Source organism: Rhodovulum sp. P5 (assembly GCF_002079305.1).
Classification (GTDB): Bacteria; Pseudomonadota; Alphaproteobacteria; order Rhodobacterales; family Rhodobacteraceae; genus Rhodovulum.
This window is the reverse complement of sequence record NZ_CP015039.1, coordinates 2861891-2886544: the sequence shown is the minus strand read 5'-3', so window position 1 is coordinate 2886544 and position 24654 is coordinate 2861891. Positions and strand designations below refer to the sequence as shown.

Below are 24654 nucleotides of genomic sequence, written 5' to 3'. Positions count from 1 at the left end.
GTTGACAACGGCCGATTGCGTTCGCCCGTGCCGGAAGTACCTAGTGTATCATCAGTCCTCAGAAAGGGAGCCTTCCCGATGACCAAGACACTCTTGCATATCGACAGTTCCGCGCGCCGCACCGGCTCGATCTCCCGCGACCTCAGCCAACGGATCGTGGCACAGGTGTCGGACGGAACGACCCACGTTGTCCACCGTGACCTTGCCGACGGTCTGCCGCTGCTGAGCGAGGCGTGGATCGGCGCCAATTTCACGCCCGACACGGACCGGACCGACGACCACCGCGCCGAACTTGCCCTGTCTGACACGTTGATCGCCGAACTGACGGCCGCGGACACCGTGGTCATCGGCATGCCGATCTACAATTTCGGTGTCCCGTCCAGCCTGAAGGCGTGGATCGATCATGTCTCCAGGGCCGGGGTGACCTTCCGCTATACCGAGGCCGGGCCGGAAGGTCTGCTGGACGACAAGCGGGTGATCGTGGCCGTGACGACGGGCGGCACGCCGGTCGGGTCGGAGATCGACTTTGCCACCGGATATCTGCGTCACATCCTTGGGTTTCTGGGGATCAAGGACGTGACCTTCGTCAGCGCCGACCGGCTCAGCATGGATGCAGAGGCATCGCTGGCCCAGGCACATCGCGCCGTTGAGGCGCTCGACAGCGCCGCCTGACAGACCGGCGGGCGCGTGAGGACTTGACTCCGCCCCGCCCAAGCGTCTAGACGCGCCCTGTTGTCCGGAAAGGTGTATGCCCTTCCGGTCCTCGTTTCATACCGAGGATCGCCCCCCGTCAGCGAGGTTTCGCCCACGGGGGCGTTCAGCGTTTGGCGGTCACATTCCTGACGGTGTCCGCTATCAAGTGAGTCGTCCCCACCCGATAACGGGGGCAGGTGCAAACGGTCGAAGGAGGGCCACGCCTATGTTCGAAAGTCTTTCCGACCGCCTGTCCGGCGTATTCGACCGGCTGACCAAGCAGGGCGCGCTTTCCGAGGACGACGTCAAGACCGCCCTGCGCGAGGTACGCGTCGCACTCTTGGAGGCCGACGTGTCGCTGCCGGTGGCGCGCAGCTTCGTCAAATCGGTGCAGGACAAGGCGACGGGTCAGGCGGTCACGAAATCGGTCACGCCGGGCCAGCAGGTCGTCAAGATCGTCCATGACGAACTGGTCAATGTGCTGACCGGCGAAGGCGAACCGGGGCATCTGAAGGTCGACAGCCCCCCCGCGCCGATCCTGATGGTCGGCCTGCAGGGCGGCGGCAAGACGACGACCACTGCAAAGCTTGCCAAGCGGCTGAAAGAGGTCAACGGCAAGCGGGTGCTGATGGCCTCGCTCGACGTCAACCGCCCCGCGGCCATGGAACAGCTTGCCATTCTCGGCCGCCAGATCGACGTGGACACCCTGCCCATCGTGCCGGGGCAGAGGCCCGTCGACATCGCCAAGCGCGCCAAGCAACAGGCCGCGATGGGCGGCTATGACGTCTACATGCTGGATACCGCCGGCCGGCTTTCCATCGACGAAGAGTTGATGGCCGAGGTCGAGGCCGTGCGCGACATCGCCACCCCGCGCGAGACGCTTCTGGTCGTCGATGGCCTGACCGGGCAGGACGCCGTGCACACGGCCGAGAATTTCGACGAACGGATCGGGATCTCCGGCGTCATCCTGACCCGGATGGACGGCGACGGGCGCGGCGGTGCGGCGCTGTCGATGCGCGCGGTGACCGGCAAGCCGATCAAATATGTCGGTCTTGGCGAGAAACTCGACGCGATCGAGGAATTCCACCCCGAACGGATCGCCGGCCGCATCCTCGGCATGGGCGACATCGTCAGCCTTGTCGAGAAGGCGCAGCAGACGCTGGAGGCCGAACAGGCCGAGCGGATGATGAAGCGCTTCCAGAAGGGTCAGTTCAACATGAACGACCTGAAGATGCAGCTTGAACAGATGCTCAAGATGGGCGGCATGGAAGGCATCATGGGGATGATGCCGGGCATGGCGAAAATGTCCAAGCAGATCGAGGACGCGGGCTTTGACGACTCGATCCTGCGCCGCCAGATCGCGCTGATCAACTCCATGACGAAAAAGGAACGCGCCAACCCGCAGATCCTGCAGGCCAGCCGCAAGAAGCGGATCGCCAAGGGCGCCGGGATGGACGTGCCCGAACTGAACCGCCTGCTGAAGATGCACCGGCAGATGGCCGACATGATGAAGAAGCTCGGCAAGAAGGGCGGCCGCAACCTGATGAAACAGGCGATGGGCGCCATGTTCGGAAAGGGCGGCATGCCCGCCGATATGGGCGCGATGGGCGCTGGCATGGACCCCAAGGCGCTGGAGGCCGCGGCCAAGCAGATGGGCGGGATGCCCGGTGGCATGCCGGGCCTTGGCGGCATGGACCTGCCCCCGGGCCTTGCGGGTTTCGGCAAGAAGAAGTGATGACCGAAGCCCCCGTCATAGAAACCGCGCGCCTCAGGCTGCGCCCGCACCGGATCGAGGATTTCGAGCCGTTCGCGGCGCTGTTCGCCTCGGACCGGTCGCGGTTCATCGGCGGGCCATTGCCGCGACGGCGGGTCTGGCATGGCTTTGCCTCTGACGTGGGGCAATGGGGGCTTCTGGGCTTCGGCGCATGGGGGCTGGAGCGGAAAATGGACGGCGCCTTTATCGGGCAGGTCGGTCTGAACAAGCCCGACCATTTCCCCGAACGGGAACTGGGCTGGCTGCTGTTCCGCCGGTTCGAGGGGTTCGGCTACGCCCACGAGGCCGCGCTTGCCGCCCGCGACTTCGCCTATGGCGATCTGGGGTTCGACACGCTGGTCAGCTATATCGACCCGGAAAACGACCGCTCCATCCGTCTGGCCGAACGGCTGGGCGCGACCCGCGATAGCGATGTCCTCGGCCCTGATCCGGGCGATCTGGTGTACCGCCACCCCGCGCCTGCGAGGCTTCAATGACGGTCTGCTTCGACATCCCGGTGATCGAGACCGACCGGCTGATCCTGCGCGGCCCGCAGATGTCGGATATCGAGCCGATGCTGTCCTTCATGACCTCCGACCGGTCGCGTTTCGTGCGCAGCAAGGCCGAGATGGATGCCAACACGACATGGCGCGCGCTGGCCCACGTTGCCGGCATGTGGCACCTGCGCGGCTATGGCTCCTTCGTGATCGAGGACAAGGCCACCGGCGCCGCCATCGGCATGACCGGCCCGTGGCATCCGATCACATGGCCCGAATGCGAACTGGGCTGGTCGATCTGGCCCGAAGCAGCCGAGGGCGAGGGCTATGCGTTCGAGGCCGCATCCGCAGCGCGCGATTTCGCCTTCGGCACGCTCGGCTGGACGACGGCGGTCAGCTATATCGACCCCGCCAATGCCCGCTCCATCGCGCTGGCCGAACGGCTGGGCTGCAGGCTGGACGCCGACGCCGCCCGTCCCGACGACCTGACCTGCCTCGTCTACCGACATCCGGCGCCGGAGGTGTGTGCCTGATGCCCCTGTCCGCCATTCCCGTGATCGAAACCCAACGGCTGATCCTGCGCGGCCCCGAGGCGGAGGACTATCCGAAGTTCGAGTCGACCTTCACCAGCTATCGCGCGCGCTTCATGGGCGGGCCGCTGTCGGAATACGAATCCTGGATGCTTTACGCCGCCGAAATCGGGCACTGGCAGATCCACGGCTTCGGCATGTGGATGATCCATGACCGCGATACCGATGCGACCTATGGCATGGCCGGCGGATGGTTTCCCAAGGGCTGGCCCGAGCGGGAAATCGGTTGGGTGATCTGGCCCCATGCGGAGGGGCGCGGCATCGCGCTGGAGGCCGTGCATGCTGTACGGCACTGGTGCTATGAGACGCTCGGCTGGGAAACGGCGGTGACCTATGTCGACCCCAAGAACATCTCCTCCGTGCGGCTGTGCGAACGGCTTGGCGCGAAAGAGGACGTCGCGGCCGACACGGTCGACAGCCATGACATCGTCTATCGCCACCCCTCTCCCGCGCAGTTGAACGGCACGCAGCTTGCCGATGGCATCGCGCTGGAGATCGGCCATTACATAGACCCGCTTTTCAAGACGAAGGGAGTGCCCCTTGACTGACGACGCCACCCGCGCCGAGGCGCTTCTGAAAGAGCACCGCGACAGCATCGACCGGCTGGACGCGATCCTGATCTACACGCTGGGCGAACGGTTCAAGCATACGCAGGCGGTGGGCCGCCTGAAGGCCGAACACGGCCTGCCCCCGTCCGACCCCGCGCGCGAGGAACGCCAGATCGCCCGGCTGGAAGACCTGGCGCGGCGGGCCGACCTCGACCCCGAATTCGCCAAGAAGTTCCTGAATTTCGTGATTCAGGAAGTCATCCGGCATCACATCGAACACCAGAAATAGGCATCTCTGCCGATACGCCAGATAAGGAGAAAACCAAAATGGCACTGAAACTTCGTCTCGCCCGCGGCGGCTCCAAGAAACGTCCCTTCTACCGGATCGTCGTGACCGACAGCCGCATGCCCCGCGACGGCCGCTTCATCGAGAAGCTGGGCACCTACAACCCGCTGCTTGCCAAGGACAGCGAGGACCGCATCAAGATGGACCTCGACCGCGTGAAGCACTGGATGGGCCAGGGTGCGAAACCGACCGACCGCGTCGCACGCATGCTGGAAGCCGCCGGCGTTCTGGAAAAGCAGACGCGCAACAACCCCAAGAAGGCCGAGCCCGGCACCAAGGCCAAGGAACGGGCCGAGGAAAAAGCCGCCAAGGCCGCCGAAGCCGCAGCTGCCCCCGCCGAGGAACCGGCCGAAGCAACGGCGGAATAAGCGATGGTCGTCACCGACCCCCTGCCGCATCGTTTCGACCATGTCTTTCGGGACGAGTTGTTCAAACTGATGCGCTGGCGGCGCGACGTGCGTCACTTCCGGTCGACTCCGGTGGACGAAGACCTGCTGGAAAAATGCCTGAAGGCCGTTCGGTTTGCCCCCTCCGTGGGGCTTTCCGAACCGTGGCGCTTCCTGCGCCTGAAAAGCCCCGAGGCACTGACTGCCGCGCGGGAAAACTTCGAGTTCGCAAATGCCGAAGCCCTGCTTGGCTACAAGGGCGAGAAAGCCGCGCTTTACCCGCGGCTGAAGCTTTCCGGCATGGACGAGGCGCCTGTGCAACTGGCCGTCTTCTGCGACGACGGCACCGAAAAGGGCGCCGGGCTGGGCGCGGCCACCATGCCGGAAATGCGGCGTTACTCGGTCGTCTGCTCGATCGCGATGTTCTGGCTTGCGGCCCGGGCCGAAGGGCTGGGGGTTGGCTGGGTGTCGGTGCTCGATCCCGAACGGCTGGCCCGTGACCTCAACGCTCCGGAAAGCTGGAAGCTGGTGGCCTATCTCTGCGTCGGCTGGCCCGCATTGGAACGCGACCAGCCCGAACTGGAAGAGATCGGCTGGGAGATGCGCGACGCGGCGCTGCATATCGAGGAGCGGTAGGCATGACCGACCGGGTCTGCGTGGGCGTGATTTCCGGGGCCTTCGGGGTCCGCGGAGAGGTGCGGCTGAAAAGCTTCTGCGCCGATCCCGAAGCGATTGCCGATTATGCACCGCTTTTCGACGAGGCCGGCAAGCGGAGCTTCGACGTGACGATCACACGCCCGGTCAAGGGCGGCTTTGCCGCGCGGCTGTCGGGCGTGTCCACCAAGGAACAGGGCGACGCGCTGAAGGGCACCCGGCTTTTCGCCGACCGCGACCGCCTGCCCGACCTGCCCGAGGACGAGTACTATCACACCGACCTGATCGGGCTGGAGGTCGTCGATACCGGCGGGCAGGTTCTGGGAAAGGTGCGCGCCGTTCTTGACCTCGGCGCCGGCGATCTTCTGGAGGTCCAGGGCCCGGGCCTGAAATCGACCGTTCTGTTGCCCTTCACCAATGCCTGCGTGCCGACCGTCGATCTTGCGGCGGGGCGTCTCATTGCGGATCCGCCCGAAGGGTTGTTCCCCTGAAGCAGCGTTCACAAACCACGAGGACCCCATGTCCCTTCCATCCGTGTTCTACGCCATCATCCTTGCCGGTGCCGTTGTTGCAGGTGCCGCCGAAAACCCGCCCTGGGTGATCGTCATCATCGCCGCCTTCGCCGTGGTCGCCAAGGTCTTCGACCCCGAAGCCAAGGCCGCCCGCGCCGCCGAGGGCAAGACCCTGACCAAGGCGCTGCCCATGCTGGTCGTCAATCAGATCATCTGGACGAACCTTGTCTTCCTGATCGGCTTCGGCATCGCGTGGCTGATCGGCGGCCCGTTGCTGCCGCTGCCCCTGATCGTCGCGCTGGTGATCTCCCTTGCGGGGGCCGGCGGCGCGGTGGTCACCGGCCTGAAAGGCTGAGTCTTCACCAGCCCCGCGAAACCCGATAGAGACCGCCCATGACGGACAAACCACGCTCCCATGGGCGGCTCTCGATCAGCGCCAGCCTGCAACCCCGTGACCTGATGGCCGACCGGCCGCGCCTGAAGGGCGCTTGGACCGCGAGGATCGTCACGCTGTTCCCCGACGCATTTCCGGGCGTCCTGGGCCTTTCCTTGATTGGCAAGGCGCTGGATCAGGGGCTTTGGGCGCTGGAAACCATCGACCTGCGCCCGTTTGGCGAAGGCAGGCACAAGAATGTCGACGACACCCCCGCCGGTGGCGGCGCCGGAATGGTGCTGCGCGCCGATGTCGTGGGGGCCGCGCTGGATCAGGCCGCCATCGGCACGCCGAAGGACCGCGCCCGCTGGCCCGTCGTCTACCTGTCGCCCCGCGGCAAACCCTTCACCCAGGCCACCGCCCAGCGGTTTGCCGAAGCCGACGGCCTGACGCTTCTGTGCGGCCGGTTCGAGGGCGTGGACGAGCGTGTTCTGGAAGAATACGGGATTGAGGAGATTTCGCTGGGCGATTTCGTCCTTTCGGGCGGAGAGATCGCCGCACAAGCCTTGATCGATTCCACGGTCCGCCTTATACCCCGCGTACTCGGGAATCAGGCTTCGACCGAGGAGGAGTCGTTCTCCGACGGCCTGCTTGAACATCCCCAGTACACCCGGCCCGCCGTCTGGAAAGGCCGCGCGATCCCCGACATTCTCCTGTCGGGTCATCACGCGAAGATCGCCGACTGGCGCAGGGCCATGGCCGAAAGGCTGACAAAGGAACGCCGCCCTGACCTCTGGCGGGCTTACCGTGAGACCCACGGTAGGGACCCGGACGGAGACCGAGAGCTCTGAGGGCAGCACCACCTTCGCGGACCAACCGCGAGTGACATGGAGAATTGCGATGGACATGATCGCACAACTCGAGGCCGAACAGATCGCGGCCCTCGACAAGAAGATCCCCGACTTCAAGCCGGGCGACACGATCCGCGTGGGCTACAAGGTGACCGAAGGCACCCGCAGCCGCGTTCAGAACTACGAAGGCGTCTGCATCGCCCGCAAGAACGGCAGCGGCATCGCCGGCAGCTTCACCGTTCGCAAGATCTCGTTCGGTGAAGGCGTGGAACGGGTGTTCCCGCTCTACTCCACCAACATAGACTCGATCGAGGTCGTGCGCCGTGGCCGCGTGCGCCGTGCCAAGCTCTATTACCTGCGCTCGCGCCGGGGCAAATCCGCCCGGATCGCCGAGGACACCCACTACAAGCCCAAGGCCGAGGCGTAAGGAGCGGACCGATGAAAAAAGACCTGCATCCCGATTACCACATCATCGACGTCAAGCTGACCGACGGCACGATCATCCAGATGAAATCCTGCTACGGCAAGGAAGGCGATACGCTGGCGCTGGATATCGACCCGTCCGCGCACCCGGCCTGGACCGGCGGCTCGTCCCGCCTGATGGACACCGGCGGCCGTGTGTCGAAGTTCAAGAAGAAATACGAAGGCCTGGGCTTCTAAGCGAAGCTGCCTTTCCGTTGATGCGAACGCCGCCCCTTGGGGCGGCGTTTTCGTTTGCCGGATCGGTGGTGCCTTGCTTGCGCCCCAGTTGGACGACCACAGGCTTAAAACGACATACGCCGGTCACGAAGGACCGGCGCATTTCTGTCGCACAGAATTACTCTGACGGCTATCGGCGCTATTGCTGTTTCTCGACCCGCAGAACCTTGCCAACGGTGATCGCGATGATCGCGGCACCGAAACTGAACAGCGCCCCCATCTTCGCGGCATCCTGCACGTTGATCCCTTCCAGCGTCGTTCCGCCGGTGAAGGCGACCGAGGCGATGAACAGCGACACGGTAAAGCCGATGGCCGCGACGCAGCCGACGACGAACAGATCGGCTGTGCGCATACCCTGCGGCAGGCCAAGGCGCAGCGGATGTGCCGCCAGCCAACCGAAGACAAGAACCCCCACCGGCTTGCCGATCAGCAGCCCCGCGAGCACCAGCCATGTGGGCGTCCCGATAGACGAGAACTCCACCCCCGCATTGCACAGGCCGAAGAAGAACAGGATCACCTCGACCGGGTATTTCAGCATATGCTCGATCTGGTTCAACAGGTCCGTCAGGTACTGTTCGGCCTCCGAAAAGATGCCGAAGGCCCGGTCAGCATGGGGAATGGCCGGCACCACCGGCAAAAGGCCCAGCGCGGGGTGAAGCCCCGCCTCCTGAAACCCGTACCAGCTGACTGCACCGGCAACGGCATAGGGCCAGAAGCTGAGATACTTTCGCACCCAGCTTGAAACCGGGCGCAACTGGTCGCCCCGGTCCAGAATGCGCGGCAACCAGTTGAAGAAGACAAAGGTCGCCAGCGACGCCCCCGCCGATACGAGGAGCCACAAGGGCTGCAACTCGCCGGACGGATAGAAGACCGCAAGGATGATCAGCCCCGCCGCATCGTCGGCAATGGCCAGAAGCAGCAGGAACCGAACCGCGGGATGACCCGCGCCAAAGACGATACGACCAACGAGATAGGAAAATGCGATGTCGGTGGCGGTCGGGATGGCCCATCCGCGGGACACCGCATCGAACGTGTCAGACCCAAGGATCGCGGCCAGACCCAGATACACCGTGATCGGCCCCAGCATGCCCCCCGCCGTGGCAAACAACGGCGTTGCCGCCTTCTTGCCCCTCAAAGAGCCGTTCTTGAGGATGATGGCCTCCCACACCTCTTTCGCGGCGATGGCGAAGAAGAAAGCCATCAGAACGTCGTTGACGAGGTAATGGACCGTCAGCGTTCGGTGGATATGCCCCTCGACCTCATGCGCGTGGCCGATGAAGAAGTTGTCGATCAGAACGAACTCGACGAAGTCGTGGTAGGAATGGGGATGCAGGTTCACCCACGCCAGTGCCAAGACCGCGCCCCCGATCAGGAGCAGCGAATAGTTCGTGACGAAATTCCAGACGCGATACATGACCCCACCGACCCGCTAAGGACTTTCAGATTGGATAGTCGAACGGGCCATGAGGGGCAACCGCCCCTTTGGACGGGGACAGCCGTCAGGCGATCATGCCCCAGGTCAGGCCCGCAAGAACGGCACCCACACTGGCAAAGCCTACATAGGCGGCAAAAACCCGCGGCTTGACCAGCGCCCAGACCGCGATCGCAGCCGGAATACAACTGACACCGCCCGCAATTACGAAGGACATCGCCGCGCCATCGCTCATCCCCTGCCGCAGCAGGCTGTCGACCAGCGGCACCGCGGCATAGCCGTTCAGATAGGCCGGCCCGCCGACGATGGCGCCCAGCAGGATCGGCTTCAGCCCCTCGCCCCCCAGCACCGCCGCCACGGCGTCTGCCGGTACATAGTGCAGCATCAGCGCCTCGATCATGTAGGCAAGGGCCAGCCACTTGAACAGGAACAGCGCGTTTTCCTGTGCCGCTTCGCGGAACGTGGCGCGGCGGTCGGCATGCGCCCAGAATTTCCAGACCGGCTTCCCCTTGAAGTGGTCGGGACTGCCGCAGCCGCACCCACCGCTGGAACAGGTGGATTTCTTGGGGCGGAGCGGATCGGCAAAGATGCGGCTTTCGGCGAAGGTCATCGTCAGAAAGCCGCCCAGCATCCCGATAGAAATCGCCGCCACGGTCTTGGCCACGGCAAAACCGGTGCCAAGCGTCCCGGCCGTGATCAAGAACATCGCCGGGTCCATCAGCGGCGAGGAGAGCCAGAACGCCATGACCGCCGACAAGGGCGCCCCCACCGCCAGAAGCGCCGCGATGAAGGGGATGACCTCGCACGAACAGAAGGGCGACAGTCCGCCAAGCAGGGCGGCCAGCACGATCATCCGGCCGGTGCGTCCCTCGAACGCCTTGGCCAGAAGGCTCTCCGCCCCGCTGGCCTTCAGATAGGCGACCGCAAGCACGGCGAAGACGATGAAGGGCGCAGTATGGCCCAGCGCCCCCACCGCGAATTCCACGGTCGGCCATGTCTGCGGCGAATCAAACAGCGCGACCAGCAACGGGATCACGGGAATGGCCAGCCATGCCTTGTCGATCCGGCGCCAGAGCGCGGGCAGGCGGGCGGGAACTTGCGTCGTGTCAGCCATGGGCGTGATCCTCATGCGGGCAGGTGGCGTCGGCGCAGCATTCCGACAGCAGGAAGTCCGACAGCGCCTGCATCTCGGGATAGGCGGCCGCGGCACAGATGATCGACCGGCCCTGCCGCGTCTGCGTGACCAGCCCGGCCTGCGCCAGGATTTTCATGTGATGGGTCAGGGTGGACCCGGTGATCCCCGACCGCGCGCCCAACTGCCCGATCGGCAACCCCTCTGGCCCCGCCCGCACCAGTGTGCGCAGGACCGAAAGCCGCTGTTCGGATCCCAGCGCGGCAAAGGCAGAGGCCATGCGCGCAAGGGTCAGGTCGGGGAAGGCGGTCTGATTCATGGTTCAATATTTCTAGAAACGTCGAAATGAAATCAAGCCCCGATTTGCAGCTGCGCGGTTGACCGCCTAAGTCGTGTTCATGACCACCCCCCTTGACCATCTGCGCGACCAGACCGCTGCCTGCCGCCTCTGCGCCGATCGTTTCGCGGCCACCGCGACGGCCCATGCGCCGCGCCCGGTCCCGTGGTTCGCGCCGGGCGCACGTATCCTTGTCTGCGGACAGGCCCCGGGAATGCGGGTGCATCAGGCGGGCAAGCCGTTCTTCGATCCCTCCGGCGACCGGCTGCGGGACTGGATGGGGATCGACGCGGGCACCTTCTACGACCTTTCGCGGGTTTCGGTCTTGCCGATGAGCTTCTGCTTCCCCGGCTACAATGCCCGCGGTTCAGACCTGCCCCCGCCGCCACTATGCGCCGCGACGTGGCACGCCGGGGTGATGGCGGCATTGGGCGAGGTGCCGCTGGTCCTGCTGATCGGCGGCTATGCGCAGAAATGGCACCTTGGGGCCGCGGCCAAGGCGGGTGTCACGAAGACCGTCGCCGACTGGCAAGGCTTCGGCCCGCGCATCTTCCCCTTGCCTCACCCGTCATGGCGCAATACCGCGTGGCTGAAGCGCAATCCGTGGTTCGAGGCCGACCTCGTCCCCGCCCTGCGCGCCCGCGTGAACGAGGTACTGTCATGACCGAAGAAACCCCGCTGGATCAGGCCCACCGCGCGATGGTCGCGGCCCCGGACGAGACCGTGCCGCGCCTGCGCTATTTCGGGGCGCTGGCGGCGGCCGAGATGATCCTGCTGCTGGAGGCCGAAGCCGAGGGCGATCAGATCGTGCCTGCCGCCTTCGAGACCGAGGATGGCCAGGTCGTGCTCGCCTTCGACAGCGAAGAGCGTCTGACCGCCTTTACCGGCGCACCGTCCCCCTATGCCGCGCTGCCCGGCCGGGTGCTGGCGGACATGCTGGCCGGGAAGGGGCTGGGGCTGGGCGTGAATTTCGGGACGGACAGTGCCGAATTGCTGCCCGCAGAGGCCATCGACTGGTGGGCGCGGGTTCTGGCCACCCCGCCGGCCCCGGTCGACATGCGCCCAGAGGCGCTGACCCCGCCGCGCGATCTGAATGGGCCGCTGCTGATGGCCCTGCATGCCCATCTGGGCGCAATCGCGGGACTGGCTGAAAGCGCATGGCTGGCCGATCTGCGGGGGGACGATGGCAGCACCGGGGTATTTCTGGCCTTTTGCGGCGTGATGCCCGGCGCGGAAAACGCCATCGCACGCACGGTGTCCGACGCGGTGCGGTTCAGCGGGCTTGAGGACGGCGCGGTCGATGTCGCCTGTCTGGCCGCCGATGATCCCGTCGCGGTCGCGCTGGCCCGCTTAGGCGTGCGGATCGACCTGCCCGCCCCGGTGCAAGAACGGGTGTCCGTCGTGCCGGACCCAGACGCCCCGCCCCGCCTGCGATAACCGCGCTCAGTATCCCCGGTCGCGGTCGACCAGGTACAGGAACGGCTCCCCCGCCTCGCCGCGGCGGATGTTCTCGGCCACGACCCGCGCTGCGGTCGTCGCGCGGGTTTCCGACGCGATATGGGGCGTGACCGTCACCTGCGAATGCGCCCAGAACGGATGCCCTTCGGGCAGCGGCTCGACCCGGAAGACATCCAGCGTGGCATGCCCCACCTGCCCGCGATCAAGCGCTGCCAGCAGCGCGTCATCGTCGATCAGCGCCCCGCGACCGGGGTTGAGCAGCACGGCACCCTGCGGCAGCCAGCCCAGACGCTCGGCATCCATCAGCCCCTCCGTCTCTGCCGTCAGGGGCAGCAACAGCACGACGATCTCGGCCTGCGAAAGCACAGCGCGCAACCCGTCCGGCCCGTGCCGGCAGTCGATGCCGGGGATATCCCGCGCTGTCCGGCTCCACCCCAGCACCCGAAAGCGCAACGCGGCCAGCGCCTCGGCAGAGGCCCGGCCAAGGGCACCGAGGCCCAGCACGGCCACCCTCCGGTCACGGGCCAGGGGCGGCACCTGCGGCGCCCACGTCCGGTCGGCATTCAGAATGTACCGGTCGAGCCCGAGGTGATGGCGCAACACATGCCCCGTCACCCATTCGACCATGCCTTCCTCCAACCCCGCGTCGACCATCCGGCAGAGCGGCTGGGTCAGGGTCCGGTTCGTGACGATGGTTTCGACCCCCGCCCAAAGGCTGAGCACCGCGCGGCACCCGGTGAAGGGCGTAAAATCCTCCAGCCCGCCATTCGGGGCATAGACGATGTAATCCACGTCGCCGGGCCGGTCGGCCTTGGTCACCAGCCTCGCCGCGATCCCGGCCTCTGCCAGCGCGGTGGTCAGGGGCGCCTCATATTCCGCCCAGCGCCGGGCGGGCGCGGAAAACAGAACGGTCAGCACCTCACGCCCCCCGCGGCCGGTGGATATGGGCGCTTTGCACCAGCCCGAAAGCCACCATCAGCACCAGCATGGCCGACCCGCCATAGGACACAAGCGGCAGGGGCAGCCCCACCACGGGGGCCAGCCCCATGACCATCGACATGTTCAGCGCAAAGAACAGGAAAAAGGTCGAGGCGATCCCAAGCGTGAGCAGCGAGGAGAACCGGTCCCGGTTCTGCAACGCCGAGAACACGCAGAACAGGATGATCAGCACGTAAAGCGCCAGAAGCGATATGCCGCCGACAAAGCCGAATTCCTCCGCCAGCGTGGTGAAGATGAAGTCGGTGTGTTTCTCGGGCAGAAAGTTCAGCCGCGACTGCGTGCCCTGCATGAATCCCCGCCCGGCCCAACCGCCGGACCCCAGCGCGATCTTGGACTGGGTGATGTGGTATCCCGCCCCCAGCGGATCGGTGGAGGGGTCAAGAAACGTGTCGATCCGCCGATACTGGTAGTCTTTCAAAAGCTGCCATGGCGTGCCGCGGCTGAAGAACACCCCGGCCACCAGCCCCCCGCCCAGCACCACGACCACCGCGAAGTAGAGCCAGTGCACACCGGCGAGGAACATCATGATGGCCCCCCCGGCCATCAGCAGCAACGCAGTCCCAAGGTCGGGCTGGTTCAGCACAAGCCCCGTCGGGATCAGGATCAACAGCAGCGGGATCGCCACGAATTCCGGGCGCGACACGCGGCGGATATCCAGCCAGTCGTAATAGGCTGCCAGCATCATCACCAGCGTGATCTTCGTCACCTCGGAAGGCTGCAGCCGGAAGAAACCAAGGTCGATCCAGCGTTGCGCCCCCATCCCCACGGCGCCGAACAGTTCCACCCCCAACAGCAGGCAGATCGACAGCCCATAGGCCAGCGCCGCCATGTTCCGCCAGAACCAGATCGGCACAAAGGCCACGACGAACATCGCCACAAGGCCCAGCACGAAGCGTTTCATCTGCGGCTCTGCCCATGGCATCAGCGACCCGCCCGCAACCGAGTAGAGCATCATGAACCCGATCCCGGCCACGGCGCACAGCAGCAGGACCAGCGCCCAGTTGACGTAGAGCAGCTTGCTGAACCCTGTCGGCACCCGTTTGACGGTGTATTCAAGATAACTCATGCCCGGCTCCGCCCGCTGGAGGTCGGCGTGCCCGGATCGTCAAGCTCCAGCCCGCGGAACCGCTCCTCCACCTTCCAGCGCTGCGCCTTGGGATAGGCCGAAAGCGGCGGCACCCGGCCGTAGAGCGCCCGCAGCGTGATGTCGCGCGCCACGGGGGCCGCGGCACTCGACCCGCCGCCGCCATGTTCGACCACGACGGCCACGGCGATGCGCGGGCGCTCCACCGGGGCGAACGCCACGAACAGGGCATGGTCGCGCCGGTTCCACGGCAGGTCTTCGTTGCGGAAAACGCCGGCGGCGCGTTCGGCCGCCGTGATGTTGCGCACCTGGCTGGTGCCGGTCTTGCCGGCCATCTCCATCCCCTCGGCCACCACGCGGGAACTGCGCGCCGTGCCGCGGGTGGTGTTGACGACCGCGTCCATCGCGCGGCGGATGCGGATCAGGTTCGCCCGGCTGATATCCAGCGGTTCCCCCCGGCCGGACGGTTGTTCAACCCCGTCCACCGATTTGATCAGCCGCGGCCGGACGGCACGCCCCGTGGCGATCCGCGCGCTCATCACCGCCAGTTGCAGGGGGCTGGCCAGCACATAGCCCTGCCCGATCGCGGCATTCAGCGTGTCGCCGGGCAGCCAGTCCTCTCCATGTTTCTCGCGCTTCCACAACTTGTCCGGGGCGATCCCGGCCACCACGGCCGAAAGCGGCACGTCGTGACGCTCCCCCAGACCCAGCTTGCGGGCCATCGCGGCGATCTTGTCGATGCCCACCCGCTGACCGACCTCGTAATAGTAGACGTCGCAGGACTGCTGCAGGCTTTTCATCAGGTCGACATGGCCGTGCCCGCCCCGGCGCCAGCAGTGGAACCGTCGCCCGCCAACCGCCATGTAACCGGGGCACCAGACGGTTTCACCCGGGCCGATGGCGCCGTCTTCCAGCGCGGCAAGGGCCGTGACGACCTTGAAGGTCGATCCCGGCGGATAGGCCCCCTGCACCGCCTTGTTGGACAGCGGCCGATAGGGGTTTTCCGTCAGCGCACGATAGTCGGGCACAGAAATGCCGCGTACGAACTTGTTGGGGTCGAAACTGGGCGACGAGGCGATCCCGAGAAGATCGCCGTCTTCCAGATCGATGACCACGGCGGCGGCGCTTTCCTCCCCCAGCCGGGCCTGCATGAAGTTCTGCAAGCCGGCATCGACGGTCAGTTGCAGTTCCGATCCCGGCTGCCCCTCGATCCGGTCAAGCTCGCGGATCACCCGGCCAGCGGCGTTCACCTCGATTCGGCGGGTGCCGGCCTTGCCGCGCAGGTCCAACTCCGATTTCGCCTCGACCCCGGTCTTGCCGATCTGAAACCGCGGGATCTGCAACAGCGGATCGGGGTCCTCGATCTTGGACAGGTCATAGTCCGACACCGGCCCGACATAGCCCACCACATGGGCGAAATCCCGGCCCATGGGATAGTTGCGCGACATGCCGACCTCGGGCGAAATGCCGGGCAGCACCGGGGCGTTGACGGCCACGCTGGCCACGTCTTCCCACCGCATCCGGTCGGCGATGGTGACCGGCACGAAGGGGCTGTGGCGGCGGATTTCCTTCAAGGCCCGCTCCATCGTCTCCTCGTCGAGGGGCACCAGACGGTTCAGCCGCGCAAGCGCCTCGTCCGGGTCGCCGGCATCCTCGCGCACGATGACGATGCTGTAGTTCTGGTCGTTGTCGGCCACGATGTGACCGGTGCGGTCATAGATCAGCCCGCGCGCCGGGGCGATCAGACGGATATTGATCCGGTTTTCCTCGGCCAGCAGGCGGAACTGATCGGCCTGCGTGACCTGAAGATGACGCATCCGCAGGGCAAGGGCCGACACGAACAGGGCCTGCGCACCGCCGACCACAAGCGCCCGGCGCGTGATGCGGCGGCCGCTTTCCTCTGCATCGCGGGAGGTGCGCTTCATCGGATCATCCCCCGTGCCGACAGCGTGCCCGGGGTCTGCCGTTGCACGCGGAACCCGTAATGCGACAGGGCGGCGATGAAGGGATAGGCCAGAACCGTCAGAACCGCCTGCACGACCTGTCGGCCGAAATCGGCCTCGGGCACGGCGAACAGCCCCAGAACCAGCCCGTCACAAAGGAACACGGCCACGATGGCGGCCGCGGCGGTCAGCCATTCAGTACCAAAGGTCATCTCGCCCGTGCCGTATTGCCGGGACCGCAGGAACTCCGAACCCAAAAGAACGAACGCCGTCATCAGACCCGGCGGCCGCATCAACAGCATGTCGAGGCTGAGAAATACACCGGCAATCAGCCAGGCGGGCACGAAATCCGGCCGCCGTTGCAACCAGGCAAAGGTCAGGCACAGCATCCATTCCGGCCCCGGCAGGCGGCCCGGCCGGGTTTCCAGCGGCAGGATCATGACGACCGCGAAGACCGCCGCCCAAAGGCAAAAGACCGACCGGTAGATCCAACGCTCCAGCGTGAGGGGATCAACCATCGGTCGCCTCCGCCGACAGCCCGCCCGGCCGTGGGGCCACCAGGCTGCCTGGGTCGCGGACCGCCTCGCTCGGGTGGGAGCGCAGGACCCGCAGGAATTCAAGCCGCTCGTAATCGGCGGCAAGCCGGACCCGCTGGCGCTGATCGCGGCCCAGCGCCACATGCCCGACCAGAAGACCCGCAGGAAACACCCCCCCGTCGCCAGAGGAGATCACGCGGTCGCCGGGTCGCACTTGCTCGGGGTCTTCGACGAAATCCAGCACCGGCGCGGCGGAGTTGTCGCCCGCAAGAATCGCCCGCTGCCCCGAGGGCTGGATCGTGACCGGCACACGGCTATTGGAGTCGGTCAGCAGGATCACCCGCGCGGTCGAAGACCCGACCCCGAAATCCGCCCGACCAGCCCCAGACCGTCCGTCGTCGCCCAGCCATCTATGATCCCGTCGCGCGCGCCCACGTTCAGCAGCACCGACTGCCGGAAGGGCGACCCGGAATCGGCCATCACCACACCGGTCACATAGGTCAGCTTGGGGTCCAGACGCACCTTGTTGAGGTCAAGCAGTTTGGCGTTTTCCTGCTCCAGTTGAAGGGCGGCCTCTTTCCACGCCTTCATCTGCCGAAGCTCGCGCCGCAATTCCTGGTTCTGCTCTGCCAGACGGGCGTAGGACTGAAAGCCCTCGACCAGACGGGTCGTTTTCGTCACCGGGACAAGCACCCAGTCCATGCTGGACACGACCCGGTCCACCATCGCCGCGCGCACGCGTTCCACCCGCGGGCTGTCGATCCGCCAGAACACGAAAAGCGCCAGCAGGAACAGCACCAGCGTTCCGATCAGGATACGCCGGATCGGACGGGTGTAGTCTAGGGATGCGTTGCGGTCTGCGGCCAAGTCTGCCTCGCCTTCGCGCGGCGGTCGGGGTTAGCTTTCGTAGTCTATCACATGCCGAAGCTGTTTTTCGTATTCCAGCGCCTTGCCCGTCCCGAGTGCCACGCAGTTCATCGATTCATCGGCCACCGAGATGGCAAGGCCGGTTTGTTCCCGCAGCGCCAGATCCAGTTCCCCCAGCAGCGCGCCGCCCCCGGTCAGCATGACACCCCGGTCCACGATGTCGGCGGCAAGGTCGGGGGGCGTGGCCTCCAGCGCGGTCATCACCGCCTCGCAGATCTGCTGCACCGGTTCGGCCAGCGCCTCGGCAATCTGGGCCTGGTTGATCTCGATTTCCTTCGGCACACCGTTCAGCAGGTCACGCCCGCGGATATGCATCACCGCGCCGCGCCCGTCATCGGGCATCCGCGCGGAGCCGATGGAGGTCTTGATCCGCTCCGCCGTGGCCTCGCCGATCAGCAGGTTTTGCTGGCGCCTCAGGTAGTTCACCACCGCGTCGTCCATCCGGTCGCCGCCCACGCGCACGGAGCGCGCATAAACAATGTCGCCCAGGCTGAGAACCGCAACCTCGGTCGTGCCGCCGCCGATATCGACCACCATGCTTCCGGTGGGATCGGTGATCGGCATGCCCGCCCCGATAGCGGCCGAGATCGGTTCGGCGATCAGCCCTGCACGCCGGGCGCCTGCCGACAGGACAGACTGGCGGATGGCGCGCTTTTCAACCGGTGTCGCACCGTGGGGGACGCAGACGATGACCTTGGGCTTGGTAAAGGTGGTGCGCTTGTGAACCTTGCGGATGAAATACTTGATCATCTCTTCGGCCACGTCGAAATCGGCGATCACCCCTTCGCGCATGGGCCGGATCGCCTCAATGCTGCCGGGGGTCCGGCCCAGCATCAGCTTGGCATCCTCGCCCACGGCCAGAACTTGCTTGCGCCCGTCCTTGACGTGGAAGGCCACAACCGAGGGTTCATTCAGAATGATGCCGCGCCCCTTGACGTAGACCAGCGTATTGGCCGTACCAAGGTCGATCGCGATGTCCGACGAGAACAAACCGCCAAATCCTGCCATGCGTCGGGTCTTCCCTGCAAATTATAGTGGGCCCGCGAATCCCTGTCGGGGAGCGGGCCGTTCTGCTTATAGGGGTGCGTCGGGCGGGGGGTAAAGGCCCCGCAGCGCCAAATCAGCCGCTTTCCGCCACGCTTGGGCATCCGATGCGTTGCCGCCCGCGGCCGGCGATTCACGGCCCACCGGCGCATTGCCCGACCATCGCCGGAACCGACGTCCGTATGTCTGCTTCAGTGGCAGACAGGTCGGTCAGGGGCGCGAAGTCTTTCGCCTCAGTCCAAGACCGGCCAGTCCGGCAAGCAACAGCCCCATTGCGCCGGGCACCGGGACCGGCGCCGCCGAAACCGTGTATTCCAACGTCCAGTCATACTCTGCCGCGCCTTCCGCACTGGCCAGCCCCTGGCCGATCCCGAAGACATAGCTGTTCGCCCCCAACGGCATGAAAGACGCGTAAAGCGCCTTCGTTCCGTTCAGCACGGCGGTGTCGTTCTCGAAAATGGTGTTGGCCTCGAATATCCCCGACCCCGGCGCAAAGCCGGTCGGCCCAAATCCCGATATCGTCGCAACGAGGCTGTCCAGTTGCTGGCCCGCTGCAATCGTGAAGATGAAGACGTCCGAGGCATCCGCGCCCCCGATGCACAGGATATCCTGCCCATCGTTCTTGCAGTCACTTTGGATCGATCCCGAAACCGTATTGAGCCCCAGATCGAGCACGCCGACCGTATCCGTGACCGAATAGGGGTCGTTCGTGTTCTCGAAATCGCCGACATCGTTTTCCGAAATCGTGAGCGCAAATGCGCTGGACGCCAGCAAGGCAAGACCTGCACCGGCAAGGCCGGTTCTGACAATGGACTGCATGAATACCATTCCCCGTTCTGGTGATTTGAATAATTCAAATACCACGAAACCGGCGAATCGTCACTCAACCCAAGGGCTGCCTGAAAGGCGCTCACCTTCCCGACGGTGCCTTGGATCAGGGGCGTTGGGCCCGTGCCGCGGTCGCGTTGCGGCACGGGGCGTCGCACGGAAGGCTCAGGCGGTTTGGATTTCGCTCTCCGGCTTGGTCTTTTCGCGACGCACCATCAGGCGGTTGATCGCGTTCACATAGGCCTTGGCGCTGGCCACCACCGTATCGGTGTCCGATGCCTGACCCGTTGCGATATGGCCCGCCTCCTGCAACCGCACGCTGACCGTGGCCTGCGCGTCGGTACCGCCGGTGACCGCATGCACCTGGTAAAGTTCCAGATGGCCATTGTGCGGCACCAGTTGCTTGACCGCGTTGAAGGTAGCGTCCACCGGCCCGTCGCCCTGCGCGGTGACCCGGTGTTCCTTGCCGTCGATGGACAGGATCAGGTCGGCCGATTGCGGCGCCTCGGTCCCGCAGATCACGCGCAGGAACTGCACCTGTATCCGGTCGTGGGAGGCGTCGAGGTCGCTGTCGCGCATCAGCGCGATCAGGTCGTCGTCATAGACCTCTTTCTTGCGGTCGGCGAGCGCCTTGAACCGCACGAACACGTCCTTCAGCTGGTTGTCGCCCAGATCGTAGCCCAGTTCCTTCATCTTGGCGCGCAGCGCCGCGCGGCCCGAATGCTTGCCCATCACCAGGTTGGTGGCGTTCAGCCCGATATCCTCGGGGCGCATGATCTCAAACGTTTCGGCGTTCTTCAGCACGCCGTCCTGATGGATGCCGGATTCATGCGCAAAGGCGTTCTTGCCGACCACGGCCTTGTTGTACTGCACCGCAAAGCCCGACACGGTCGCGACCTTGCGGGACAGCCCCATGATCTTGGTCGTGTCGATGCCGGTGGCGTAGGGCATGATGTCGTTGCGCACCCGCATCGCCATCACCACCTCTTCCAGGGCCGTGTTGCCCGCACGCTCGCCAAGCCCGTTGATGGTGCATTCGATCTGGCGCGCCCCGGCCTCGACCGCGGCGAGCGCATTGGCCGTCGCCATGCCCAGATCGTTATGGCAGTGGGTGGCGAAGACGATTTCGTCCGCACCCGGCACCCGTTCCAGCAGCATGGCGATCAGGTCCGCGCTCTCGCGCGGCGCGGTGTAACCGACCGTGTCGGGGATGTTGATCGTGGTGGCGCCGCATTTGATCGCCATTTCAACGACCCGGCACAGATAGTCATGTTCCGTCCGCGTGGCGTCCATCGGCGACCATTGCACGTTGTCGCAGAGGTTCCGGGCGTGCGTCACGGTCGCCTCGATCCGCTCCACCATCTCGTCCTGCGTCAGCTTGGTGATGTCGCGATGGAGCGGCGAGGTGCCGATGAAGGTGTGGATGCGGGGGTGCTTGGCGTGCTGCACCGCCTCCCACGCGCGGTCGATATCGGGGAACTGCGCACGGGCCAGCCCGCAGATCACGGCGTTCCGCGATTGCTTGGCGATATCGCGCACCGCCTCGAAATCCCCTTCGGAGGCGATGGGAAAGCCCGCCTCGATGATGTCCACGCCCATGTCGTCCAGCATGGAGGCGATCTCCAGCTTCTCGTCATGGGTCATGGTCGCGCCGGGGCTTTGTTCGCCGTCACGCAGCGTCGTGTCGAAAATCAGGACGCGGTCCTGTTGCGGGGTATCGGTCATGGCTTTGTCTCTTTCCTGTTCCTTAGCCTTGGGCTGCAATGGCGCGGGGCTGGCATCCTCTGAGCGGTCGCGCCGGAACGGCACGCTCAGAGGCGGCTAAGGAGAAGCAGAAGGCCAAGGGGCAGCACGCGCAGGGGCGCGGCAGCAGGGGGGATATGTCCTTGGCGGGTCATGCGCGGCAGTATAGGCGCAGCTTTGGTTAAGGGGAAGTGCATTTTCGCATGCGAAACTTTCACGGGGCGCCCCGCCCCGAAAACCGATGGCCTGCGGGCGCGGTGGTGCGGTATCAGCGGGACAACCTTGCAAGCCCCCTTTCCGGGACCCGCCATGATCGACCCGACCTTCATCGACCTTTACTGCGAACGCACCGGCCCCGGTTTCTGGGACGAGCCGTGGAACGCGCTGACCAACATGGCCTTTCCGGTCGCGGCCCTTGTGGCATGGGGGCTTGCACATCGGCGCGGTGACGGCGATTGGCCCGAGCGGGCCGTGATCGCGATGGGCGGGCTGATCGGGGTCGGCTCCTTCCTGTTTCATACCTTCGCGACGCCCTGGTCCGAATGGGCCGACGTCGTCCCGATCTGGGGCTTCGTCGCGGCCTTTATCCTGCTGACGATCTATCGCCTGACGGGGGAAAGCCCGCTGCGCACCCTGCGCATCGCGGCAATTGCCGGGGGCGTGACCGTGGGCCTGTTCCTTCTGACCGGGCAGGATCGGATCACGGGGCCGGAGGCGCCGGCCGACCTATTCAACGGATCGCTCCAGTATCTGCCAGCATTGGTGGCGCTTGTCGTATTTGCAGGCCTTGCCCTGTGGCGCGGCCATCCCGCGCGCCTGCTGCTGGCCGGGGCGACGCTGACCTTCCTGATGTCACTCGGCTTTCGCACCGTTGACCTGACCGCCTGCGCAGCCACCGGGATCGGCACGCATTTCCTGTGGCACCTGCTGAACGGTCTGATGATCGGGCTGCTTCTGTCGGCATTGGTCCTGCACCTGCCACCGCGCCGGGGTGCGCCCTTGCCTTCCGGGCGCGCGCCCTAGCTGACAGGGCGCGAAAGGACGGGCATGGATCGGGCACTTATCATCGGCGCCAGTGGCGGTATCGGGCAGGCCATCTGCACTGCGCTGACGGCGCAGCACGGTGTGGCGGTTAACGGCCTGTCGCGGCGTGAGGATGGGTTGGACGTGACCGACGAGACCAGCATTGCGCGGTGTCTTGCCGCGATCGACGGGCCGTTCGACCTGATCTTGGTGGCGACGGGCATTCTGGAGGGGGCCGGACACCCCCCGGAAAAGGCGCTGAAGGAGGTCAGCGCGGCCCAGATGGCCGACCAGTTCGCGGTGAACGCAATCGGCCCGCTTCTGGTGCTGAAGCACGCACTGCGCCTGATGCCGCGCGACCGGCGCAGCGTGATCGCGGTTCTGTCGGCACGGGTCGGCTCCATCGGGGATAACCGGCTGGGGGGATGGTATTCCTACCGCATGGCCAAGGCGGCGTTGAACCAGGGGCTGCACACCGCGGCCATCGAACTGGGCCGCACCCATAAACGGGCGATCTGCGTCGCGCTGCATCCCGGTACCGTGCGCACCCCATTCACCGCGGACTACGCCGCAAGGCACAAGACCGTCGCGCCAGAGGAGTCAGCGACCAACCTCTTGCGTGTCATCGACGGCCTGACACCGAAGGACTCCGGCGGGTTCTTCGACTGGGCTGGAAAGCCGGTGCCGTGGTGAGCCGGCTTGTCCTGATCCTTGGCGATCAGTTGTCGCCCGGCGTGTCGGCGCTGCAGGCCGCGGACAAATCCTCCGACCTTGTCGTCATGGCCGAGGTGATGGACGAGGCGTCCTATGTCCGCCACCACCCCAAGAAGATCGCCTTCCTTTTTGCCGCCATGCGCAAATTCGCACGCGTCCTGGAAGCGGATGGCTGGCGCGTCGCCTATACCCGGCTGGATGACCCCGAGAACGCGCAGAGCATCCCCGCAGAGCTGCTGCGCCGGGCCGAGGCCGAGGGCGCGCAGGAGGTCCTAGCCACCGAACCGGGCGAATGGCGATTGATCGAGGCGCTGTCGGACCTGCCGATCCCCGTGCATCAGCACCCCGACGACCGGTTCATCTGTTCGCACGCGGAATTCGACCGCTGGGCCGAGGGACGCAAGAGCCTGCGGATGGAGTATTTCTATCGCGAGATGCGCCGCAAGACCGGCCTGTTGATGGACGGGGACGAGCCGGCGGGCGGCAAGTGGAACTTCGACCACGACAACCGCAAACCGGCGCAGGACGACCTGTTCCGGCAAGGGCCGCTGAAATTCGACCCCGACGAGACCGTGGAAGAGGTTCTGACCCTTGTCGAGCAGCGGTTCCCGGACAATTTCGGCGCCCTGCGCCCGTTCTGGTTCGCCACCGATGCCGATCAGGCGGAACGGGCCTTCGAACACTTCATGGAACACGCCCTGCCCTGTTTCGGCGACTATCAGGATGCGATGCTGGAAGGCGACCGGTTCCTCTGCCACGCGGTGATCGCGCCCTATCTGAACGCCGGTCTTCTGGACCCGCTGGACATCTGCCGCAGGGCCGAGGCCGCCTATCGTTCGGGCCACGCACCGCTGAACGCGGTGGAGGGCTTCATCCGGCAGATCATCGGCTGGCGTGAATATGTCCGCGGCATCTATTTCCGCGAGGGCCCCGACTATCCGCGCCGCAATGCGCTGAACCACCAGCGCAAGCTGCCCGCCCTGTACTGGGGGGCCGAAACCCGGATGAATTGCCTGGCCCATGCCGTTGCCCAGACGCGGGACGACGCCTATGCCCACCATATCCAGCGGCTGATGGTGACGGGTAATTTCGCCCTGCTGGCCGGGATCAGCCCGACGGAATTGCACGAGTGGTACCTGTCCGTCTACGCCGATGCCTATGAATGGGTCGAGGCCCCCAATACCGTGGGGATGAGCCAGTTTGCCGATGGCGGGATCATCGCGTCCAAACCCTATGTCTCCTCCGGCAACTATATCAGCAAGATGTCGGACTACTGCCGGGGCTGCCACTACGCCGTGACGAAGAAGACCGGCGACGGCGCCTGCCCGTTCAACCTGCTGTACTGGTATTTCCTGAACCGCCACCGCGACCGGTTTCAGGGCAATCCGCGCATGGCGCAGATGTACCGGACATGGGACAGGATGGACGCGAAAAAACGAGAGGTCATCCTGGCCGAAGCCGACGCCTTTCTGGACCGGATGAGCAAGGGCGAAACCGTCTGATCCTGCGCCAGGGCCGCACCATGCGCTGCGACCGATCTTCCCATAATCCT

28 protein-coding genes and 1 pseudogene are annotated in these 24654 nt (G+C 65.5%); 18 read left to right on the top strand and 11 right to left on the bottom strand.

Translation table 11 applies throughout. The features are described 5' to 3' along the window. Positions 1-78: 78 nt before the first annotated feature. The 13 genes from RGUI_RS14005 to rpmE all read left to right on the top strand — a co-directional run bounded on the left by RGUI_RS14005 (position 79) and on the right by rpmE (position 7863). Positions 79-672 carry an FMN-dependent NADH-azoreductase gene (locus RGUI_RS14005; protein WP_081533951.1) on the top strand — a complete coding sequence of 198 codons (594 nt, stop codon included), beginning with the start codon at positions 79-81 and terminating at the stop codon, positions 670-672. 247 nt (positions 673-919) lie between these two features. Further along, the gene (gene ffh, locus RGUI_RS14000; protein ID WP_081533948.1) at positions 920-2428 is read left to right on the top strand and encodes a signal recognition particle protein; all 1509 of its coding nucleotides are present in this window, start codon (positions 920-922) and stop codon (positions 2426-2428) included. Then, entirely contained in the window at positions 2428-2943 is a 516-nt protein-coding gene (locus RGUI_RS13995; protein ID WP_081533945.1) for a GNAT family N-acetyltransferase, read from the top strand. The genes ffh and RGUI_RS13995 overlap by 1 nt, the downstream gene beginning before the upstream one ends. Next, positions 2940-3476: a GNAT family N-acetyltransferase gene (locus tag RGUI_RS13990; protein WP_081533942.1), complete on the top strand. Its 537-nt coding sequence runs from the start codon at positions 2940-2942 to the stop codon at positions 3474-3476. Before RGUI_RS13995 ends, RGUI_RS13990 begins: the two co-directional genes overlap by 4 nt. Beyond that, complete coding sequence (locus RGUI_RS13985; RefSeq protein WP_081533939.1) at positions 3476-4081, top strand: GNAT family N-acetyltransferase; 606 nt, start codon at positions 3476-3478, stop codon at positions 4079-4081. Before RGUI_RS13990 ends, RGUI_RS13985 begins: the two co-directional genes overlap by 1 nt. Beyond that, the gene (locus tag RGUI_RS13980) at positions 4074-4370 is read left to right on the top strand and encodes a chorismate mutase (protein WP_081533936.1); all 297 of its coding nucleotides are present in this window, start codon (positions 4074-4076) and stop codon (positions 4368-4370) included. Before RGUI_RS13985 ends, RGUI_RS13980 begins: the two co-directional genes overlap by 8 nt. A 38-nt stretch (positions 4371-4408) precedes the next feature. Beyond that, positions 4409-4795, top strand: a complete 387-nt coding sequence (gene rpsP / locus RGUI_RS13975; protein WP_081533933.1) for a 30S ribosomal protein S16 — start codon at positions 4409-4411, stop codon at positions 4793-4795. A gap of 3 nt (positions 4796-4798) precedes the next feature. Next, complete coding sequence (gene bluB, locus RGUI_RS13970; RefSeq protein ID WP_081533930.1) at positions 4799-5449, top strand: 5,6-dimethylbenzimidazole synthase; 651 nt, start codon at positions 4799-4801, stop codon at positions 5447-5449. A gap of 2 nt (positions 5450-5451) precedes the next feature. Next, complete coding sequence (gene rimM, locus RGUI_RS13965) at positions 5452-5958, top strand: ribosome maturation factor RimM (protein WP_081533927.1); 507 nt, start codon at positions 5452-5454, stop codon at positions 5956-5958. A gap of 28 nt (positions 5959-5986) precedes the next feature. Next, positions 5987-6334, top strand: a complete 348-nt coding sequence (locus RGUI_RS13960; RefSeq protein ID WP_081533924.1) for a hypothetical protein — start codon at positions 5987-5989, stop codon at positions 6332-6334. A gap of 38 nt (positions 6335-6372) precedes the next feature. Then, positions 6373-7203 carry a tRNA (guanosine(37)-N1)-methyltransferase TrmD gene (gene trmD, locus RGUI_RS13955; protein ID WP_081533921.1) on the top strand — a complete coding sequence of 277 codons (831 nt, stop codon included), beginning with the start codon at positions 6373-6375 and terminating at the stop codon, positions 7201-7203. A gap of 49 nt (positions 7204-7252) precedes the next feature. Beyond that, positions 7253-7630, top strand: coding sequence for a 50S ribosomal protein L19 (gene rplS, locus RGUI_RS13950; protein WP_081533918.1), 378 nt, complete (start codon positions 7253-7255; stop codon positions 7628-7630). An 11-nt stretch (positions 7631-7641) separates the two neighbouring features. Further along, positions 7642-7863, top strand: a complete 222-nt coding sequence (rpmE, locus tag RGUI_RS13945; RefSeq protein WP_081533915.1) for a 50S ribosomal protein L31 — start codon at positions 7642-7644, stop codon at positions 7861-7863. Between the two features lie 178 nt (positions 7864-8041). Here rpmE and RGUI_RS13940 read toward each other — a convergent pair whose 3' ends face one another. The 3 genes from RGUI_RS13940 to RGUI_RS13930 all read right to left on the bottom strand — a co-directional run bounded on the left by RGUI_RS13940 (position 8042) and on the right by RGUI_RS13930 (position 10785). After that, positions 8042-9316, bottom strand: coding sequence for a Na+/H+ antiporter NhaA (locus RGUI_RS13940; protein WP_081533912.1), 1275 nt, complete (start codon positions 9314-9316; stop codon positions 8042-8044). Between the two features lie 85 nt (positions 9317-9401). Next, the gene (locus tag RGUI_RS13935; protein WP_081533909.1) at positions 9402-10448 is read right to left on the bottom strand and encodes a permease; all 1047 of its coding nucleotides are present in this window, start codon (positions 10446-10448) and stop codon (positions 9402-9404) included. Beyond that, entirely contained in the window at positions 10441-10785 is a 345-nt protein-coding gene (locus tag RGUI_RS13930) for a helix-turn-helix transcriptional regulator (protein ID WP_081533906.1), read from the bottom strand. The genes RGUI_RS13935 and RGUI_RS13930 overlap by 8 nt, the downstream gene beginning before the upstream one ends. A 79-nt stretch (positions 10786-10864) precedes the next feature. On the opposite strand from RGUI_RS13930, the gene RGUI_RS13925 reads away from it, so the two are divergent. Further along, a complete protein-coding gene (locus RGUI_RS13925) occupies positions 10865-11467 on the top strand; it encodes a uracil-DNA glycosylase family protein (protein ID WP_081533903.1) in 603 nt (200 codons plus the stop codon). Then, entirely contained in the window at positions 11464-12240 is a 777-nt protein-coding gene (locus RGUI_RS13920) for an SseB family protein (protein ID WP_081533900.1), read from the top strand. Before RGUI_RS13925 ends, RGUI_RS13920 begins: the two co-directional genes overlap by 4 nt. A 6-nt stretch (positions 12241-12246) precedes the next feature. Here the strand turns inward: RGUI_RS13920 and RGUI_RS13915 are convergent, their stop codons facing one another. The 8 genes and pseudogenes from RGUI_RS13915 to RGUI_RS13880 all read right to left on the bottom strand — a co-directional run bounded on the left by RGUI_RS13915 (position 12247) and on the right by RGUI_RS13880 (position 21347). After that, on the bottom strand, positions 12247-13179 hold the full coding sequence (locus RGUI_RS13915; RefSeq protein ID WP_081533898.1) for a glyoxylate/hydroxypyruvate reductase A: 933 nt from the start codon (positions 13177-13179) through the stop codon (positions 12247-12249). A 1-nt stretch (position 13180) separates the two neighbouring features. Next, complete coding sequence (gene rodA, locus RGUI_RS13910) at positions 13181-14326, bottom strand: rod shape-determining protein RodA (RefSeq protein WP_081533896.1); 1146 nt, start codon at positions 14324-14326, stop codon at positions 13181-13183. After that, the gene (gene mrdA, locus RGUI_RS13905) at positions 14323-16269 is read right to left on the bottom strand and encodes a penicillin-binding protein 2 (RefSeq protein WP_081533894.1); all 1947 of its coding nucleotides are present in this window, start codon (positions 16267-16269) and stop codon (positions 14323-14325) included. The genes rodA and mrdA overlap by 4 nt, the downstream gene beginning before the upstream one ends. Further along, on the bottom strand, positions 16266-16805 hold the full coding sequence (locus tag RGUI_RS13900) for a hypothetical protein (protein WP_081533892.1): 540 nt from the start codon (positions 16803-16805) through the stop codon (positions 16266-16268). Before RGUI_RS13900 ends, mrdA begins: the two co-directional genes overlap by 4 nt. Then, positions 16798-17690: pseudogene (mreC, locus tag RGUI_RS13895) on the bottom strand (rod shape-determining protein MreC). Before mreC ends, RGUI_RS13900 begins: the two are co-directional and overlap by 8 nt. A gap of 30 nt (positions 17691-17720) precedes the next feature. Beyond that, a complete protein-coding gene (locus RGUI_RS13890) occupies positions 17721-18758 on the bottom strand; it encodes a rod shape-determining protein (protein WP_081533890.1) in 1038 nt (345 codons plus the stop codon). Between the two features lie 246 nt (positions 18759-19004). Continuing rightward, the gene (locus tag RGUI_RS13885) at positions 19005-19613 is read right to left on the bottom strand and encodes a PEP-CTERM sorting domain-containing protein (protein ID WP_172841151.1); all 609 of its coding nucleotides are present in this window, start codon (positions 19611-19613) and stop codon (positions 19005-19007) included. Between the two features lie 174 nt (positions 19614-19787). After that, the gene (locus RGUI_RS13880) at positions 19788-21347 is read right to left on the bottom strand and encodes a 2-isopropylmalate synthase (RefSeq protein WP_081533886.1); all 1560 of its coding nucleotides are present in this window, start codon (positions 21345-21347) and stop codon (positions 19788-19790) included. Between the two features lie 327 nt (positions 21348-21674). Between RGUI_RS13880 and RGUI_RS13875 the strand changes: the two genes are divergently transcribed. The 3 genes from RGUI_RS13875 to RGUI_RS13865 are packed head-to-tail and all read left to right on the top strand — an operon-like array spanning position 21675 to position 24604. Then, on the top strand, positions 21675-22388 hold the full coding sequence (locus RGUI_RS13875) for a hypothetical protein (protein WP_156882973.1): 714 nt from the start codon (positions 21675-21677) through the stop codon (positions 22386-22388). 24 nt (positions 22389-22412) lie between these two features. Beyond that, a complete protein-coding gene (locus tag RGUI_RS13870) occupies positions 22413-23081 on the top strand; it encodes an SDR family oxidoreductase (RefSeq protein WP_081533884.1) in 669 nt (222 codons plus the stop codon). Further along, positions 23075-24604, top strand: coding sequence for a cryptochrome/photolyase family protein (locus RGUI_RS13865; RefSeq protein WP_081533882.1), 1530 nt, complete (start codon positions 23075-23077; stop codon positions 24602-24604). Before RGUI_RS13870 ends, RGUI_RS13865 begins: the two co-directional genes overlap by 7 nt. Positions 24605-24654 lie beyond the last annotated feature (50 nt).